Source organism: Microcoleus sp. Pol8_D6, from assembly GCF_036700965.1.
Lineage (GTDB): Bacteria > Cyanobacteriota > Cyanobacteriia > Cyanobacteriales > Microcoleaceae > Microcoleus.
Genome location: NZ_JAUBPW010000035.1, coordinates 1 through 18,182, shown reverse-complemented (window position 1 = coordinate 18,182; position 18,182 = coordinate 1). Strand labels below are relative to the sequence as shown.

General features: G+C 47.5%; 13 protein-coding genes. 10 read left to right on the top strand and 3 right to left on the bottom strand.

What is annotated here, in order from left to right; genetic code table 11:
- Nucleotides 1-2 precede the first annotated feature (2 nt).
- The gene (tsaB, locus tag QUA10_RS15615) at nucleotides 3-902 is read left to right on the top strand and encodes a tRNA (adenosine(37)-N6)-threonylcarbamoyltransferase complex dimerization subunit type 1 TsaB (RefSeq protein WP_333084262.1); all 900 of its coding nucleotides are present in this window, start codon (nucleotides 3-5) and stop codon (nucleotides 900-902) included.
- A 29-nt stretch (nucleotides 903-931) separates the two neighbouring features.
- Here tsaB and QUA10_RS15610 read toward each other — a convergent pair whose 3' ends face one another.
- The gene (locus QUA10_RS15610; protein WP_333084263.1) at nucleotides 932-1,195 is read right to left on the bottom strand and encodes a hypothetical protein; all 264 of its coding nucleotides are present in this window, start codon (nucleotides 1,193-1,195) and stop codon (nucleotides 932-934) included.
- A 150-nt stretch (nucleotides 1,196-1,345) separates the two neighbouring features.
- Between QUA10_RS15610 and QUA10_RS15605 the strand changes: the two genes are divergently transcribed.
- From QUA10_RS15605 to QUA10_RS15590, 4 genes are all read left to right on the top strand, one after another.
- Nucleotides 1,346-4,645, top strand: coding sequence for a CHAT domain-containing protein (locus QUA10_RS15605; RefSeq protein ID WP_445304824.1), 3,300 nt, complete (start codon nucleotides 1,346-1,348; stop codon nucleotides 4,643-4,645).
- Nucleotides 4,646-4,730: 85 nt separating this feature from the next.
- Nucleotides 4,731-8,150, top strand: coding sequence for a tetratricopeptide repeat protein (locus tag QUA10_RS15600; protein WP_333086304.1), 3,420 nt, complete (start codon nucleotides 4,731-4,733; stop codon nucleotides 8,148-8,150).
- A gap of 135 nt (nucleotides 8,151-8,285) precedes the next feature.
- On the top strand, nucleotides 8,286-8,561 hold the full coding sequence (locus QUA10_RS15595; protein ID WP_333085779.1) for a type II toxin-antitoxin system ParD family antitoxin: 276 nt from the start codon (nucleotides 8,286-8,288) through the stop codon (nucleotides 8,559-8,561).
- Between the two features lie 2 nt (nucleotides 8,562-8,563).
- Nucleotides 8,564-8,866 (top strand): type II toxin-antitoxin system RelE/ParE family toxin, encoded by a 303-nt coding sequence (locus tag QUA10_RS15590; RefSeq protein WP_333085780.1) that lies wholly within the window; start codon nucleotides 8,564-8,566, stop codon nucleotides 8,864-8,866.
- A 261-nt stretch (nucleotides 8,867-9,127) separates the two neighbouring features.
- On the opposite strand, the gene QUA10_RS15585 is transcribed toward QUA10_RS15590, so the two are convergent.
- Together QUA10_RS15585 and QUA10_RS15580 are read right to left on the bottom strand one after the other, a co-directional pair.
- Nucleotides 9,128-9,949, bottom strand: a complete 822-nt coding sequence (locus tag QUA10_RS15585) for an SDR family NAD(P)-dependent oxidoreductase (RefSeq protein ID WP_333039678.1) — start codon at nucleotides 9,947-9,949, stop codon at nucleotides 9,128-9,130.
- A gap of 754 nt (nucleotides 9,950-10,703) precedes the next feature.
- Entirely contained in the window at nucleotides 10,704-12,137 is a 1,434-nt protein-coding gene (locus QUA10_RS15580) for a carotenoid oxygenase family protein (RefSeq protein ID WP_333085781.1), read from the bottom strand.
- 73 nt (nucleotides 12,138-12,210) lie between these two features.
- On the opposite strand from QUA10_RS15580, the gene QUA10_RS15575 reads away from it, so the two are divergent.
- From QUA10_RS15575 to QUA10_RS15555, 5 genes are all read left to right on the top strand, one after another.
- A complete protein-coding gene (locus QUA10_RS15575; RefSeq protein WP_333085786.1) occupies nucleotides 12,211-13,248 on the top strand; it encodes an LD-carboxypeptidase in 1,038 nt (345 codons plus the stop codon).
- A 104-nt stretch (nucleotides 13,249-13,352) separates the two neighbouring features.
- Complete coding sequence (locus tag QUA10_RS15570; RefSeq protein ID WP_333085782.1) at nucleotides 13,353-14,111, top strand: class I SAM-dependent methyltransferase; 759 nt, start codon at nucleotides 13,353-13,355, stop codon at nucleotides 14,109-14,111.
- 221 nt (nucleotides 14,112-14,332) lie between these two features.
- The gene (locus tag QUA10_RS15565; RefSeq protein WP_333085783.1) at nucleotides 14,333-15,334 is read left to right on the top strand and encodes a cytochrome c oxidase subunit II; all 1,002 of its coding nucleotides are present in this window, start codon (nucleotides 14,333-14,335) and stop codon (nucleotides 15,332-15,334) included.
- A 78-nt stretch (nucleotides 15,335-15,412) separates the two neighbouring features.
- The gene (gene ctaD, locus QUA10_RS15560) at nucleotides 15,413-17,218 is read left to right on the top strand and encodes a cytochrome c oxidase subunit I (RefSeq protein ID WP_333085784.1); all 1,806 of its coding nucleotides are present in this window, start codon (nucleotides 15,413-15,415) and stop codon (nucleotides 17,216-17,218) included.
- Between the two features lie 136 nt (nucleotides 17,219-17,354).
- Nucleotides 17,355-17,978, top strand: coding sequence for a heme-copper oxidase subunit III (locus QUA10_RS15555; protein WP_333085785.1), 624 nt, complete (start codon nucleotides 17,355-17,357; stop codon nucleotides 17,976-17,978).
- The last annotated feature ends 204 nt before the right edge of the window (nucleotides 17,979-18,182 follow it).

Genomic DNA, 18,182 nt, shown 5'->3' with positions numbered 1-18,182 from the left:
TCGTGAATAGCAATCCCCAAGACGGAACATCTGTTAAAAAATACGGCTTAGCCCTGCACACAGCTAGTCGCGAACTCGGTTTAGCCATCAGCAATTTTGCCGGGGATTCTCGCTGCCAAACTTGGAATTTGGATCGCGATTTAGCCACTCATTTGCATCAGTATTTAGTCGAGTTTATTGGGCCGCAAACTTGGCAGGATTTGGCTTTTATTGCAGTGGCGAAGGGGCCCGGAGGTTTCACGGGGACTCGGATGGGTATGGTGACGGCGCGGACTTTGGCCCAACAGTTGGATATTCCGGTTTTTGCGATTTCAACTTTGGCGGCTGTCGCTTGGGCGGAACCCCCCCAACCCCCCCTTGCTAAGGGGGGGCTTTTGAATACTGAACCCCCCCTTGCTAAGGGGGGGCTTTTGAATACTGAACCTCCCCGCGATTTTGTAGGGGCGGTGCCCCCGTGCCCGCCCCCACCCACAGATGATTTCATGGGCATTTCAGGCATCGGGGCAACCACGGGGGGTTTGCCCCTACAAGAAAATGAACCCGCCCAGTCCCAACCAGGGCGGGCACGAGGGCACCGCCCCTACAAGGGGGGGCTTTTGAGAGAGGATATGGCGCTGCAAATGCCTGCACAGCGGGGACAATTGTTTGGGGCGGTTTATTCAGTTAACAAAGATTCGGGTTTAACTGAGTTGTTTCCTGATACGGTGATGACTCCTGAATCTTGGCAGGAAAAGTTGGATAATTGGGGGAATTCTTATCAGTTAATTGAAGTTGGTAGCGAGTTGGGTTGGTCGGTTTCTAGTGTGTTGGAATTGGCTTATTTGGAGTGGAAACAAGGAAGTCGCCCTGATTGGTCGGAGGCTTTGCCTTTTTACGGGCAACATCCGGTTAAGGGACACTGAATATTGGGAATAGGGAATTGGTAAATTGTTTATTTAAGGGCGATACAAACTTCGAGGCAAAAAGTTAATGTTAGGGGGTCTGGGCTTTCGGTTCGCAATCGATCGATCTCAGCTCGATCGCAGCCGCGAGATTCCATAAAATCGAGCATCCAGTTCGTTATTGTAGCGAGATCGATGTATTTTGCTCCGAGACAAACAGGGCAAATTTCTGGGCTGAGGATACCGGTGCCGCCGCATTCGGGGCAATCCCAGTGGCTGGTTAGGGGATCGGGGGTAGTTGGGATGTTGTTCATGCTGGGAAAAAGTACGCGCGGCGTAGCGATCCTGCAGGGAATCGCACTACTCGTTAACTCTAGCAAAAATGCCGATCGCCCTTACTTCTTCCTGCCTTTACACTAAGCGAGCTAGTGAGTAAAATTGACAAAAATACAAAAAGGGTGGCTATGTTCGATCGCACTCAATGGTTTTTGGCTGGTATGTCGATCGCACTTTCGCTTCAGCTAAGTCAGCCAGTTGCAGCAGCCGCGCCCGTTGGCAAAGTCTTACAAACAGCACAAACTAACAGTAGCGAGGCTGCTGCAAAAGCATTAAAAGAAGGAATACAACTCTACAATCAAGGAACAGCGGAAGCTTTAAGAGGTGCGATCGTCAAATATGAAGAAGCATTAAAACTGTATCGGGAAGCGGGCGACAATAGAGGGCAAGCACTTAGCCTCTATGGTCTTGGCAGAGTCTACTCAGCATTGGGAGAAAAACAGAAAGCGCTAGAGTATTACAACCAGTCCCTTCCCCTGAGTCGGATAACCGATGCTCTTGCTTTGGATGCTAACATCCTCAACAACATCGGCGGTGTCTACTCACAATTGGGAGAACAACAGAAAGCGCTAGAGTATTACAACCAGTCGCTTCCCCTGTATCGCGCAGTAGGCTATCGCCTTGGGGAAGCTACCACCCTCAACAACATCGGCTTAGTTTACTCAGAATTGGGAGAACAACAGAAAGCGCTAGAGTATTACAACCAGTCGCTTCCCCTCAGTCGGGCAGTGGGCAATCGCCGTGGGGAAGCTACCACCCTCACCAACATTGGCTTAGTCTACTCAGATTTGGGAGAAAAACAGAAAGCGCTAGATTATTACAACCAGTCGCTTCCCCTGAGTCGGGCAATCGGCGATCGCCGTGGGGAAGCTACCACCCTCACCAGCATCGGCGGTGTCTACTCAGATTTGGGAGAAAAACAGAAAGCGCTAGAGTATTACAACCAGTCGCTTCCCCTGAGGCGAGAAACGGGCGATCGCGGTGGGGAAGCTACCACCCTCACCAACCTCGGCGATGTCTACTCAGATTTGGGAGAACAACAGAAAGCGCTAGAGTATTACAGCCAGTCGCTTCCCCTATTTCGGGCTCTCGGCGATCGCGGTGGGGAAGCTACCACCCTCACCAACATCGGCGGTGTCTACTCAGATTTGGGAGAAAAACAGAAGGCGCTAGAGTATTACAGCCAGTCGCTTTCCCTGAGTAGGGCAATCGGCGATCGCCGCGGGGAAGCTACCACCCTCAACAACATCGGCAATGTCTACTCAGCATTGGGAGAAAAACAGAAAGCGCTAGAGTATTTGGGCCAGTCGCTTCCCCTGAGACGGGCAACCGGCGATCGCCGTGGGGAAGCTGCCACCCTCAACAACATCGGCGGTGTCTACTCAGAATTGGGAGAAAAACAGAAAGCGCTAGAGTATTACAGCCAGTCACTTCCCCTGAGTCGAGCCGTGGGCAATCGCTCTGGGGAAGCTCTCACCCTCAACAACATCGGCAATATCTACTCAGACTTGGGAGAAAAACAGAAAGCGCTAGAGTATTACAGTCAGTCGCTTCCCCTGAGTCGGGCAACCGGCAATCGCTATGGGGAAGCTACAACCCTTAACAACATCGGCTTCGTCTACTCAGAATTGGGAGAAAAACAGAAAGCGCTAGAGTATTACAGCCAGTCGCTTCCCCTGAGTCGGGCAACTGGCGATCGCGCTGGGGAAGCTACCATCTTTTCCAACATAGCTTATACAAAACGCGACCTAAACAATCTTCCCGAAGCCCTCAATGACATTGAATCCTCTCTCAAAATAATCGAAAACCTCCGCACTAAAATAGCCAGCCCTGAACTCCGCAGCTCATACTTTGCCACAGTCCAGAACTACTACGAATTCTACATCGATTTGTTAATGCAACTGCACAAAACTAATCCTAAATCCGGTTATGATACCAAAGCCTTAGAAGCCAGCGAACGTTCGAGGGCCCGTAGCCTCCTCGAACTCCTCTTTGAAAGTAACGCCAACATTCGCGAAGGCATTTCCCCCGATTTACTGCAACAAGAAAAGAGCTTGCAACAGCAACTCGATACCATTGAAAAGCAGCGCATCGAAGCAGTCAGCACCCCCAACCCCAATCAAACTAAAATCGCTGAAATCGACAAACAGCGCCTCGCACTTTTGGAACAATATCAGCAACTTCAAACCAAGATTCGTACCGCCAGCCCCCGCTACGCAGCCCTTACCCAACCCCAACCTTTAACACTGCCAGAAATTCAGAAACAGATTCTCGATGAAAACACGATTTTATTGCAGTATTCCCTCGGCACAAACCGAAGTTATTTGTGGGTGGTGACATCAACAAGAGTAACCAGCTCTGAATTACCAAAACGCGCCGATATAGAAACAACAGCTAAGGAATTCCTAGAGACAATAACTAGCCCAATCCAGAGAGATATTCCCCAACAAGTTGCCCAAGCAAGTGCCAATCTCGGTCAAGTGATTTTACAACCTGTCGCAGCCCAATTAGGCAATAAACGCTTATTAATTGTTCCCGACGGCGTGCTGCACTATACCCCTTTTCAAGCTTTAACTCTTGCCCAAACTGCTGGACAAAATACCAATGTTCCCTTAATTGCCTCACATGAAATTATTACCCTGCCCTCCGCATCCACTCTCGCCATTCTGAGGCAAAATTACGGAGATAGAAAACCACCAAGCCGAAATTTAGCAATTTTAGCTGACCCTGTTTTCAGTCCAGATGATGAAAGAATTAAAGGAAAAATTACCCAAGCAACCACAGAAAAATTAGACGCAAACAACCTTGGTTTAAATCAATCGCTTCGTGCTTCTAATCGGGGATGGCCACCCGATCGCCTACCATTTAGCCGCCAAGAAGCCCAAACAATATCCAGCTTATTCCCCTCAGCTTCTAGCCGTCAAATACTTGATTTTGATGCCAGTCGCACTACTGCTACCGATGGAAATTTAGCCAATTATCAAATCATTCACTTCGCTACCCACGGCCTTGCCAACAGCAAAAATCCCGAACTGTCAGGAATTGTGATGTCTACGGTAGATGACAAAGGCAATCTTGTCAATGGTTTCTTGCGCCTCACGGATATTTTCAACTTGAAACTGGCGGCTAATTTAGTGGTTTTAAGTGCTTGTCAGACGGGAATGGGACAGAATGTTAAAGGCGAAGGAATGGTGGGATTAACAAGGGGTTTTATGTATTCAGGTGCTCAGCGGGTGGCGGTGAGTTTGTGGAGTGTGGATGATGAAGGAACTGCTGTGTTAATGCAAAAGTTTTATCAAAAAATGGTGCAACAAAAGTTAGCACCGGCGGCAGCTTTGAGGGCGGCACAGATGGAAATGATGCAGCAGGAAAAATGGAAATCTCCCTATTATTGGGCGGCTTTTACCTTGCAAGGGGAGTGGAAATGATCTAGCGGACATAATATCACTTCTTCCTGCCTTTACACTAAGCGGGCTAGTGATTAAAATTGACAAAAATACAAAAGGGGTGGCTATGTTCGATCGCACTCAATGGTTTTTGGCTGGTATGTCGATCGCACTTTCGCTTCAGTTAAGTCAGCAAGTGGCAGCGGCCGTGCCCGTTGGTAAAACCTTACACACAGCACAAACTAACAGTAGCGAGGCTGCTGCAAAAGCTTTAAAAGAAGGACTGCAACTTTACCAGCAAGGAACGGCCCAAGCAAAAAGAGGTGCGATAGTCAAGTTGGAAGAAGCCTTAAAGCTGTATCGGCAAGCAGGCGACACTACCGGGGAAGCAGCTAGCCTCATTGTTCTTGGCAGAGTCTACTCAGATTTGGGAGAAAAACAGAAAGCGCTAGAGTATTTGAGCCAATCCCTTCACTTGTTTCAGGCCGTAGGCGATCGCGACGGGGAAGCTATGATCCTCACCAACATCGGCTTAGTCTACTATGATTTGGGAGAGAAACAGAAAGCGCTAGAGTATTACAGCCAGTCGCTTCCCCTGGTTCGGGCAGTAGGCAATCGCGACGGGGAAGCTGCCACCCTCAACAACATAGGTCAAGTCTACTCAGAATTGGGAGAAAAACAGAAAGCGCTAGAGTATTTGAGCCAGTCGCTTCCCCTGTATCGAGCAGTAGGCGATCGCGGCGGGGAAGCTATTACCCTCAACAACATCGGCAATGTCTACTCAGAATTGGGAGAAAAACAGAAGGCGCTAGAGTATTACAGCCAGTCGCTTCCCCTGAGACGGGCAGTAGGCAATCGCGGCGGGGAAGCTACCACCCTCAGCAACATCGGCACTGTCTACGCCGATTTGGGAGAAAAACAGAAAGCGCTAGAGTATTATAGCCAGTCCCTTCCCCTGAGACGGACAGTAGGCGATCGTGGCGGGGAAGCTACCACCCTCAACAACATAGGTCAAGCCTACTCAGAATTGGGAGAAAAACAGAAAGCGCTAGAGTATTACAGCCAGTCCCTTCCCCTGTTTCGAGCAGTAGGCGATCGCGACGGGGAAGCTACCACCCTCAACAACATCGGCAGTGTCTACTCAGCATTGGGAGAAAAACAGAAAGCGCTAGAGTATTACAGCCAGTCCCTTCCCCTGAGACGGGCAGTAGGCAATCGTGGCGGGGAAGCTACCACCCTCAACAACATCGGCAGAGTCTACTCAGAATTGGGAGAAAAACAGAAAGCGCTAGAGTATTACAGCCAGTCCCTTCCCCTGTTTCGAGCATTAGGCTATCGAGGCGGGGAAGCTACCACCCTCAACAACATCGGCTTAGTCTACTCAGAATTGGGAGAAAAACAGAAAGCGCTAGAGTATTACAGCCAGTCCCTTCCCCTGAGTCGGGCAACCGGCGATCGCTCACAGGAAGCTACCACCCTCAACGACCTCGGCTTAGTCTACTCAGATTTGGGAGAAAAACAGAAAGCGCTAGAGTATTACAGCCAGTCGCTTCCCCTGAGTCGGGCAACCGGCGATCGCTCACAGGAAGCTACCACCCTCAACAACATCGGCTTAATCTACTCAGATTTGGGAGAAAAACAGAAAGCGCTAGAGTATTACAGCCAGTCCCTTCCCCTGAGACGGACAGTAGGCGATCGCAGCGGGGAAGCGAACACCCTCCACAACATTGGGGGTGTCTACTATGATTTGGGAGAAAAACAGAAAGCGCTAGAGTATTTGAGGCAGTCGCTTCCCCTGTTTCGGGCAACAGGCGATCGGGGTGGGGAAGCTAGCGCCCTTTACAACATAGCTTTTGTCAAACGCAACCAAAACAATCTTACCAAAGCCCTCAATGACATTGAATCCTCTCTCAAAATCATCGAAAACCTCCGCACCAAAATTGCCAGCCCAGAACTCCGCAGCTCATACTTTGCCACAGTACAAAACTACTACGAATTCTACATCGATTTGTTAATGCAACTGCATAAAACTAATCCTAAATCCGGTTATGATACAAAAGCCTTAGAAGCCAGCGAACGTTCGAGGGCCCGCAGCCTCCTCGAACTACTGCAAGAAAGTAACGCCAACATTCGCGAAGGCATTTCCCCCGATTTACTGCAACAAGAAAAGAGCCTGCAACAGCAACTCAATGCCATTGAAAAGCAGCGTATCGAAAAAATCAGCACCCCCAATCCCAATCAAACTAAAATCGATGAAATAGACAAACAGCGCCTCGCACTTTTGGAACAATATCAGCAAATTCAAGCCCAGATTCGTACCGCCAGCCCCCGCTACGCTGCCCTCACCCAACCCCAACCTTTAACGCTACCAGAAATTCAGAAACAGATTCTCGATGAAAACACTATTTTATTGCAATATTCCCTCGGTGAAAACCGCAGTTATTTGTGGGTTGTGACATCAACAGGAGTAACCAGCTATGAATTACCAAAACAGGTTGACATTGAAACAGCAGCCCGCAATTTCCGAGACGCAGTAACTAGCCCAATCCAAAGAGATATTCCCCAACAAGTTGCCGAAGCGAGTGCCAATCTGGGTCAATTAATTTTACAGCCCGCCGCCGCCCAATTAGGAAACAAACGCTTATTAATTGTTCCCGACGGCGTGCTGCACTATACCCCTTTTCCGGCGTTAACTCTTGACCAAACCACCGGACAAAATACTAATGTTCCCTTAATTGCCTCACATGAAATTATTACCCTGCCCTCCGCCTCCACTCTCGCCATTCTGAGGCAAAATTACGGAGATAGAAAACCACCAAGCCGAAATTTAGCAATTTTAGCTGACCCTGTTTTCAGTCCAGATGATGAAAGAATTAAAGGAAAAATTACCCAAGCAACCACAGAAAAATTAGACGCAAACAACCTTGGTTTAAATCAATCGCTTCGTGCTTCTAATCGGGGATGGCCACCCGATCGCCTACCATTTAGCCGCCAAGAAGCCCAAACAATATCCAGCTTATTCCCCTCAGCTTCTAGCCGTCAAATACTTGATTTTGATGCCAGTCGCACTACTGCTACCGATGGAAATTTAGCCAATTATCAAATCATTCACTTCGCTACCCACGGCCTTGCCAACAGCAAAAATCCCGAACTGTCAGGAATTGTGATGTCTACGGTAGATGACAAAGGCAATCTTGTCAATGGTTTCTTGCGCCTCACGGATATTTTCAACTTGAAACTGGCGGCTAATTTAGTGGTTTTAAGTGCTTGTCAGACGGGAATGGGACAGAATGTTAAAGGCGAAGGAATGGTGGGATTAACAAGGGGTTTTATGTATTCAGGTGCTCAGCGGGTGGCGGTGAGTTTGTGGAGTGTGGATGATGAAGGAACTGCTGTGTTAATGCAAAAGTTTTATCAAAAAATGGTGCAACAAAAGTTAGCACCGGCGGCAGCTTTGAGGGCGGCACAGATGGAAATGATGCAGCAGGAAAAATGGAAATCTCCCTATTATTGGGCGGCTTTTACCTTGCAAGGGGAGTGGAAATGATACAGCAGATTCCACGTTTATGAAGTACCGCCTATCGTTGTATTCCCGTAGGGGCAAGGCGAAAGCCTTTGTCCCTACACTTCATCAACCTGGAATACACTGTATAATAATTAAAGGTTCTCAGAGGTAAACCCCATGAAAATTACTCTCAAGCCTGAGCAGCAAAAATTCATAGAAGCACAAGTTACAAGTGGCAGATATCCTTCGGCGGAGGAGGTAATAGCAGCGGCATTAGAACTCCTAGCCGACACCAGTGAGCCCACAGAGAGCAACAGCTATCAAAAATGGGTACAAGAAACGCGAGCAAAAGTATCAACAGGAATAGATCAACTCGATCGCGGTGAAGGGCTTGATGGAGAAATAGTTATAGCAAGATTGCAGGAAAAATTTCGGAAAATGCGGGAGAACTAAAGATGAGTCGCTACATTGTTTCTCCAGAAGCGAGTCGCGATTTAGATGAAATTTCGGATTACTTTGCAGCTATAAATATTGAATCCGGAGAACAGTTTGTCGAGGAGTTCAATCGCAAGTGTCGCAATTTAATTAACTTTCCTAATATGGGCCGTAGTTACGAGGAACTAGCTGCTTCTGTCCGGGGACTTCCTCTCATGGGTTACATTATTCTTTATCGGGCGATAGACAGTGGAATTGAAATTATCAGGGTGGTGAGGGGAGAACGGGATTTACCGTCGCTATTTTCTGAGGAGGATGAGTGATATCAAATCCGGTAGCATCCATGATATTACCCACAGCCAGGACACGGCACTGCCGTGTCCCTACCCCCATTAATTGTAGGGAGACGGCACTGCCGTGTCCTCTACATCATTCCGATGCAACCGGAAACGATATGACTAACAGTTAGAGTGTTTGCCAAATGTAAGGTGCGGTTAGGAACGGGCAAGATGCCCGTTCCACAAAAGAATGAGTTTTCTTGTGGGGAGTAGGGGTTGGGCCGAAGAACCCGCCCAGAAAAGGGTTTATCGCCCGCTAGCTAAAGCCTCCCGCAATTTGCGGCCCCGCGATTTATCCCGAAGTTCGGGAGTCGCCATCCGCAACACAAAATCCAGCAACCAAGGCGCAATTCGGTGACACCAAACTGCTAGATGACTTTGCCATCCTACCAAGATTTCCGGCGCATCTTTGTGCAATCCCGCGACAAGTGCTAGGGCAACTTTTTCGGGAGTTGTGGGCACTACCCACCGGAATTGTTCCAAGTCTCGCACCATGTCGGTATCTGTTAGAGATGGCAGCAAAGCTGTGACTCGAACATTGTACTGAGTTAACTCGCTTCGCAAAGCTTGGGTGAATCCCAAAATCGCAAATTTGGTAGCAGAATAAGTGGCCATTGTGGGCGCGGCAATTTTTCCCATTAAGCTGGAAACATTGACGATTGTTCCTTCTTTTTGAGTCGCCATTCGCCGAGCTATCAAGCGGGTAATTGTGTAAGTTCCAAGCAAATTTAAGGCGATTTCTTCCTCGATTAATGGCAGCGGAGAACGCAAGAAAGATGCTTGGTGCGCGACGCCTGCACAGTTGACTAGCAGGTGAATCGGGCCACAATCTCGCCAAGCTTGGGCGATCGCAATATTCACCGCTACTGACTGAGTTAAATCCAAAGCTAACGGCACTACTTCTGTGCCAAAAAGATCGATTTCCTCTGCCAGTTCAATTAATTGCTTGCGGTTGCGCGCCACAATCAACAAACGTTTGACTCCTTGTCTCGCTAATTCCAGGGCTATCGATCGCCCAATTCCGCGCGAAGCTCCTGTAACAAGAGCTGTTTTTCCTTGAAGTTGCATAGATTAAACCTTTTGGTTGATGCTCACCGCGGCACGGAGTTATGAGTTGTGAGTTGTGAATTATTAGTTACGAGTTGGATGTTTTGGCGGTAACAACTCATAATTCATAATTGTTGAAAAGGCTATCTTCTTTCGATAGACCTCATTTAGTTGTGGGGTTAACTCAAAACCAAAAACTGTTGAATCGCTAACGTGCGCGTGAGTTGAACTAAACTTTGGGTTTGCCAGAAATCAGTGAATTATCTGGTCACTTAACCTCATTCCAGCAGACCAAGCTGAAATGAGAAAACCGAGTCAGAAATCATGGCCAAGCGGGCTTTATTACCGCTGTTTCTTCAGTTCGCGGAGGCGGACTTTGCCTGTGTAGCCGCCAATAAACTCGCCTGGGATTGGTGATCCGCGAATTTGTGATTTACCGGGGTTGGAACACCCCTCTTCCTTCACTCCGTGGAGGCGGATTTTGCCTGTGTAGCTGCGAATAAATTGGCCGGGAATATTCGCCGGGATGGGTTATTCGCCAGGGCTTAATTACCCCTCTTTTTTTAGTCTGCAGAGGCAGACGATATCCTGTGCAACCGCGACTTAAAATCGCCGGGGATTCGTGCGAATTGGCACAGGATAATTGAGCAATGCAGATTATCAATTCCACACCTCCTAGATATGAGAATTTCCTATCTACACACACCTTAACAACTTGACAGAGAAGCGGCAACAATTTTTAATAAATCTTCCGCAACACTTCTTTACAATTTTCTCATACTGCTGATTTCCAAGTGCCGTGAAAGCCCAAAGGTATGACACCAGGCAATTCTAGCGTGCAAACAGGTTCGCGCGAAAGTCCGTCGCTGTCAAATATCCAGACTTCGCTGCTGTCAGAATTGCCGTCGTAAACAACTGTTACTATCCAACCTTTCTCCGAGGAAATATCTGGAACGTAGATGGGCTCTGCGGGATAGCGATTTTCGCCCAAGTCGGCAATTGTGAGATTGCGGGTTTGCGTGTCCAAACGGGCGATCGCGCCATAACGTTCCGGTACAATATCAACGTCAGGCCGATACATTGCCAGATAAATATATCGTGAGTCTTGCCCTACTTGTGAAGCAGGTACCGTCGGAAACTCACAAGGTTTATCCAACAATTCTTCTATTCCTGTCACTTTCGCCGTCAGAGGATTGAGATGCACTCGGCAAAGAGTACCCTCCGCATCGGTGCTAGTTTCACCAGTCGGTACTTCTTTCAGTCGCTGATTAGTTTGAAAGTCAGCGAAGCGCACAAAATCTACCGCCACCGAACCATCTTCCTTGACAAAACCGTTAGCAAAATGCCACTGGAACCAAGGTTCTGTTTCGCCGCGACTAACTAAAGAGAGAGTTTCTGAGTCAAAAACTAATATCTGAGTACCTAACTCCGGTTTCCACTTAAAGGACTCGCTATAACTGCTAATTCCCGTTAACAATGGCAAAAAATTGACTTGCACCGGCGGGATAAAAAATATCAGATACTTTTCCGCAAAAACAAAATCGTGGAGCGCGTAAATTCCATCTAAAGCAACTGTTGATTGTTGCACGATTTTCCCAGTAAAATCGCTTTTATACAGATTCAATTTTGTAGTCGCACCGTTGGTAATTCCAAAGTTGAAAATATTGCCGGTAATCGGGTCGCGCTTGCAGTGAGCAGAATAAACAAATTTACTATCTAAAGTGCCTAAATCGTCCGTTCCCTGAGTTTCCAGGGTTTGCAAATCGAGGCGGTGAGGCGGGCCACCTTCCCACAATGCCAAAAGGCGATCGGGCAAAGCTAAAACAGAAGTATTGGCAGCATTTTTAACAGTTTTATTCCACCGCAACCACACAGGACCCGGTGCTGTCATGCCATAATTACTGTAGAGAAATTTATCAGCTTTTTCTTCAGCTAGATATCCCGCTGTTTGCACGTAGCGATAAACAGCCGTAGCACCGACATCGGTAAAATGTACTGCCAAAATTGCACCGTCGCCATCAAACCAGTGTCCCGCAGCAACACCGCCACGTTCCAAACGTCCGGGCCCGTTGCGGTAGAGACTGCCGCGCAATCCTGCGGGAATTTTACCGCTTTTAACGGATAACTGAGTCAGCGGAAATTCCGCAGCCGGACGGGCTAAAGCTTGCGCCCAGGATTTTTTAGCTGAGATTTTAGTGTCTGTTTTCATTTGAAACTCGCAATTTTAAAGTGATATGGCAGAGATTTTCCTATACAATTATAGCAAAAGTTACCTAACAGCTATGACTCTCCGCCGCCGTGCTCTGCTGACAACTTTTGGGCTGACTGCTATTGGTACTCAGCTTGTGCCGTTAGCGAAGCCAACGAAGAGGATCGCCCAAACCAACCTATCTCCCAAAAGTGCGATCGTGAAGCCGCGCCGCCTGCAAGTTGGCGATACTGTAGCTTTAATCAATCCTGCCGCTTTCAACTACAAAAAAGAAATCGAGGATTTTTTTAAAGTTATGGAAAAGCTGGGTTTAAAAGTTAAATTGGGAGAGCATTTTTACGACCGCTACGGCTATTTAGCCGGCAAGGATGCCGATCGCGCCGCCGATGTCAACGCAGCCTTTGCCGATGACTCAGTGCGAGCTATCTTTACCGGGATGGGCGGCTGGGGCTGCGGTCGGATATTGCCGCTCCTGGATTACAATATTATCGGCAACAATCCCAAAATTATTATGGGATTTAGCGATATTACTGCGCTGTTATTGGCGATTTATGCTAAAACTAATAGAGTTACTTTTCACGGCCCTTTAGGTGCGTCAACTTGGAGTCCATTTACAGTAGATTACGTCAAAAAAGTTTTGTTTGACGGAGGTTCTGTGACGATGCAAAACTCCAAAAGCGTGCAAGTTCAAACAATCGGGCGGGGCACAGCTAGGGGCACACTAATCGGCGGCAATTTATCAGTAATAGCAGCAATGGTGGGTTCTGCATATTTACCGCAGTGGGAAAACAGTATTTTGTTTGTTGAGGAAGTTGGCGAAGAAGTTTACCGCATCGATAGAATGTTGACGCAGCTCAAATTAGCGGGCATTCTTGATAAAATATCCGGTTTTATTTTCGGACAGTGTACCAAGTGCGAAGCTGAAAAACCCCAAGAGTCCCTAACCTTACCTCAAGTATTGTCCGACCACATTCGCCCTTTGAAGATTCCTGCGTGGTATGGTTCAATGGTCGGACACATCCGGGAACAGTTCACTTTGCCGATCGGTCAAGAAGTCGAAATCGATGCTGACTCTGGTACAATCAAATTGTTAGAATCCGCTGTCAGCTAAATCTTAAACTCTTCTGGATATTACCGAGGCAGAGCCTCCGGATCTGCGTTCCCATGCAGAGCCAGGGAACGAGAAATAAATTTAAACACAAAATCTGAAATATCGTGAAAAAAACCGCACAATTAATTAAACCCTTAACAGTAATAATTTTGACAATTCTTTGCCTGTTGCCGCTCAATGCCTGTGAAGCAGCAAGTAAAACCGCTAACAGCGACCCTATTTACCAGCAGCGAACAGTCCACAATCCCGACGGCATCGGCAAATTTTACATGGGTCGAGAAATTGCTCAAGTCATGGGATACCAAGGCGCTAGTTGGCTCGAAAGACCGTCTCGCGGCATGGAAGAAAAATCAGCTCGATTAGTGAACAATCTCGATTTAAAACCAACCGATATTGTAGCAGACATTGGAGCGGGAACGGGATATTTTAGCTTTCGCCTCGCTCCCTTAGTTCCAGAAGGAAAAGTTTTGGCCGTTGACGTGCAGCCGGAAATGATTGATTTTATTAAATTGAATAAACAAGAAAAAAATATTGCTAACGTTGAGCCAGTTTTGGGCAGTATCGACAATCCGAATTTGCCGGAAAACAGCGTGGATTTAGTTGTGATGGTCGATGCTTATCACGAATTTGCATATCCCAGAGAAATGATGCAAGGAATTGTGAAAGCACTCAAACCGGGAGGCCGCACGGTATCGATCGAGTATCGCGGCGAAAACCCGCTGATTCCCATTAAAGGTTTGCACAAAATGACGCAGAAGCAGGTGAAAAAAGAAATGGCCGCCGTCGGTTTAGTATGGAAAGAGACAAAAGATATGTTGCCCCAGCAGCATTTGATGGTGTTTGAGAAAAAATCTCAAATTTAGCAGCCAAATAGAGCGATTCTTTACCATTTTTACTGAGTTTTGTCAAGGTACAAAAGACGTATTTTTGAGGCGCGCAGGCGATTGGTCAAAAATTCTAAGCCTTAAGTAACCATTAAGAGAGACATTTTACTAAAAATACCATTTACAATTAAAAATTGATAACCCAGAGGCGCTTCCTTCATTTTTCAAGCGAAGAAGTGTCGCTATTAAGAAGTACCAGCGTGAACATTCCAAGTTCCATCCTCACCATGCTCGCCGGCATCGGAGTGACTCTGATCAGTCTCTGGTACGGGCAGAATCACGGTTTGATGCCGATCGCCGCCTCTGACGAAGCATCCGACATAGACGCACTTTTCAATACAATGATGACCATTTCCACTGGACTATTTATCATGGTCCAGGGAATTCTCATCGTTGCTGCAATTAAATATCGCCGCCGTCAAGGAGACAATACAGACGGGCCGCCTTGGCATGACAACTTTCCCTTAGAAATTCTTTGGACAGCCGTGCCGGCGGTGATTATTTTAGGAATCGGAGTCTACAGTTTTGAGATTTACAACTCAATGGGAGGCCTCGATCCGATGGGCAATCACGACCACGGCACGATGCAAGCGCACTCTAAAATGCGGGGAAGTGCGATCGCAGCCACACTCTCAGATACACCCCAAAACGCCCCTCAAATTCCGTCTAGAAAACTTGTTGCTCTAGGCGTCGGCGCTTCCCCAGAAAATGAAGACAAACCAGCAGACTTAGTTGTAAATGTCACAGGTTTGCAGTACGCCTGGATTTTTAGCTATCCAGAAAGCGGCGTTAGTTCCGGCGAACTGCATATGCCAGCAAACCGCGACGTACAGCTAAATATCTCAGCTCAAGACGTGCTGCACGCATTTTGGCTGCCGGAATTTCGCCTCAAACAAGATGCAATTCCCGGCCGGCCGAGCGAACTGAGATTTACACCAACTAAAACCGGCGAATACCGGGTTGTTTGTGCTGAATTGTGCGGCGCTTATCACGGAGCGATGAAAGCTTTAGCCGTCGTTCACACGCCCGAAGAATTTGACACTTGGCTGCAAAGCCAGCAAGTTGCTAGCAGTCAAAACTTAGAGCAAGCAGTTGCAATCAATCCTGGGGAATTGTCAGACGGAGAATTTTTGGCTCCCTACGTCAGGGAAATAAAAATTAATTCCGAAGCCCTAGAACAACTTCACCCAACTCATCACTAAAAATAGTCATTAGTTCTGGCCACTGGGTATTTTATCCTGAGCTAATAACTAATGACTAATAACTAATGACTAATAACTATGACACAAGCACAGTTCCAAGAAAGTGCAAACACTGAGGCTCGCGGAACAGCGCCCGCCGATAGACATTGGCGCGACTACTTCACTTTTAATACCGACCACAAAGTCATCGGTATTCAATACCTGGTAACAACATTTATTTTCTATTTAATCGGCGGCGTGATGGCAACTTTGGTGCGAACAGAACTCGCCACCCCCGACTCCGATTTTGTCACCCCCGAACTCTACAACAGTTTATTTACTGTTCACGCCACGGTGATGATCTTCCTGTGGATCGTACCCGCCGGAGCCGGATTTGCTAACTTTTTGATCCCCTTAATGATTGGGGCAAAAGACATGGCATTTCCCCGGCTGAATGCCGTTGCCTTTTGGATGATTCCCGTAGGCGGCGTGTTGCTGTTGAGCAGTTTTTTGGTAGGAGCTCCGCAGGCGGGTTGGACTTCTTATCCGCCTTTGAGCTTAGTTACCGCTCAAGCCGGAGAAGAAATTTGGATTCTCAGCGTTTTGATTCTGGGAACTTCTTCGATTTTGGGGGCGGTAAATTTTGCCATTACCATCTTTACCATGCGCGTTCCGAGCATGGGTCTCAATGATATGCCTTTGTTTTGCTGGGCGATGATTGCGACTTCAGCGCTGACTTTGATTGCTACTCCAGTCTTAGCCGCAGCTTTGATTTTGCTGTCGTTTGACTTGTTAGCAGGGACGGCATTTTTTAACCCAACAGGCAACGGCGATCCCATCGTCTACCAGCATTTATTCTGGTTTTATTCGCACCCGGCAGTTTACATTATGATTATGCCCTTTTTCGGGGTAATTTCAGAAGTTTTGCCAGTGCATTCGCGCAAGCCAATTTTTGGTTATTTGGCGATCGCATATTCGAGTCTCGCGATCAGCTTTTTGGGCTTGATCGTGTGGGCGCACCATATGTTTACCAGCGGCACTCCCGGCTGGCTGCGGATGTTTTTTATGATCACCACTATGATCATCGCCGTACCAACTGGGATTAAAATATTTAGCTGGTTGGCAACTATTTGGGGAGGCAAACTCCGGCTTGTCAGCGCCATGCTATTTGGGATGGGTTTTATCTCAACCTTTGTCCTCGGCGGTATCACCGGGATCATGGTAGCTTCCGTACCTTTTGACATTCACGTTCACGACACTTATTTTGTCGTCGCTCACCTACACTACGTGCTGTTTGGCGGCTCAGTGTTTGGGATTTACGCTGCTTTTTATCACTGGTTCCCCAAAATGACGGGGCGGATGATTAATGAATTTTGGGGTAGAGTTCACTTTGTTTTAACCTATGTGGGCTTTACTGTAACTTTCCTGCCGATGCACGCTTTGGGGATGCAAGGAATGCCTCGGCGCGTGGCAATGTACGACCCGAAATTTACCACAATTAATGTCATTTGTACTGTCGGTGCTTATATGCTGGCAGTGTCTACAATCCCGTTTATCATTAATGTGATTTGGAGCTGGAGGTACGGCCCGAAAGCAGGTGACAATCCTTGGCAAGCTTTGAGTTTGGAATGGATGACGACTTCGCCACCCCCCATCGAAAATTTTGAAGGAGTGCCGGTATTGGCAACGGGGCCTTACGATTACGGCATGGAAAAAATTCAGAATACAGGGGAACGTCTCAGGCTCAAGCTGAGGGAAAATGCCACCCGCAACGCCCAGAAAACAGGTATTCCTATTGCGGAGGCTCAAGCTTCAACTTTCTTTGGCGGTACTGCAACTTTGGTAGCTCCTGAATCAGAGAGAGATGTTGATTCTCCTGCTGATGAAAGTCAAGATGGCGAATAGTTATTAGTCATCAGTCATTAGTCATTGGGCATTGTTGACTGTTGACTGTTGACTATTGACCGTTAACTAATGACTGATGACTAATGCCAACTGCCAACTGCCAACTGACAACTGACTTCTTCATTACCAATTTTTTATGCAAATTCCAGCGATCGATCCGACAAAAACAGCCCTAAATTACCACCATGAGGGCGAAGTAGAAGCACATGGTGTCGAGCATCCCGACCACCGAATGTTAGGTGTAATTGTGTTCCTGTGCGCTGAAGGCATGATATTTTTCGGTATGTTTGCGGCGTATTTAATTTATCGGGCGATGGCTCCCGCGTGGCCTCCTGAAGGTACGCCCGATCGCGAGTTATTGCTGCCGGGAATCAATACGGTAATTCTGATTGCTAGCAGTTTCGTGATTCACAATGCGGATACTGCAATCAAAAAGAATGATGCCACCGGAATGCGAAATTGGTTGCTCGTAACTATTGCTATGGGCGCAGTTTTCTTGGCAGGTCAGGTTTACGAATACACTCATTTAGAGTTTGGCTTGACGACGAATTTGTATGCCAGTTGCTTTTACGTTTTGACTGCTTTCCACGGCTTGCACGTTACGTTTGGAGTGCTGCTGATGGCGGGGGTGGTGTGGCGATCGCGCGCGCAAGGTCACTATTCTAGCGAGCACCACTTTGGAATCGAAGCGACTGAGATTTACTGGCACTTTGTGGATGTGATTTGGATTGTGTTGTTTCTGTTACTGTATATTTTGTGATCCCAGAGGCTTTTCGACCTCTGCCACAAGAGATTTGTATGACCCCCAACTGGGGGTTTTTTTATTGTTTGGAGAGTGCGATCGCCTTTCATTCACCCTCTCATATCAAATCCGTTAGCATCGGAATAGTAATACCAATTCTCCAAAATTATGCTACAGTATTTAGTGCCGATAGAATATAATCCCATCCCGTGATAGATGCGA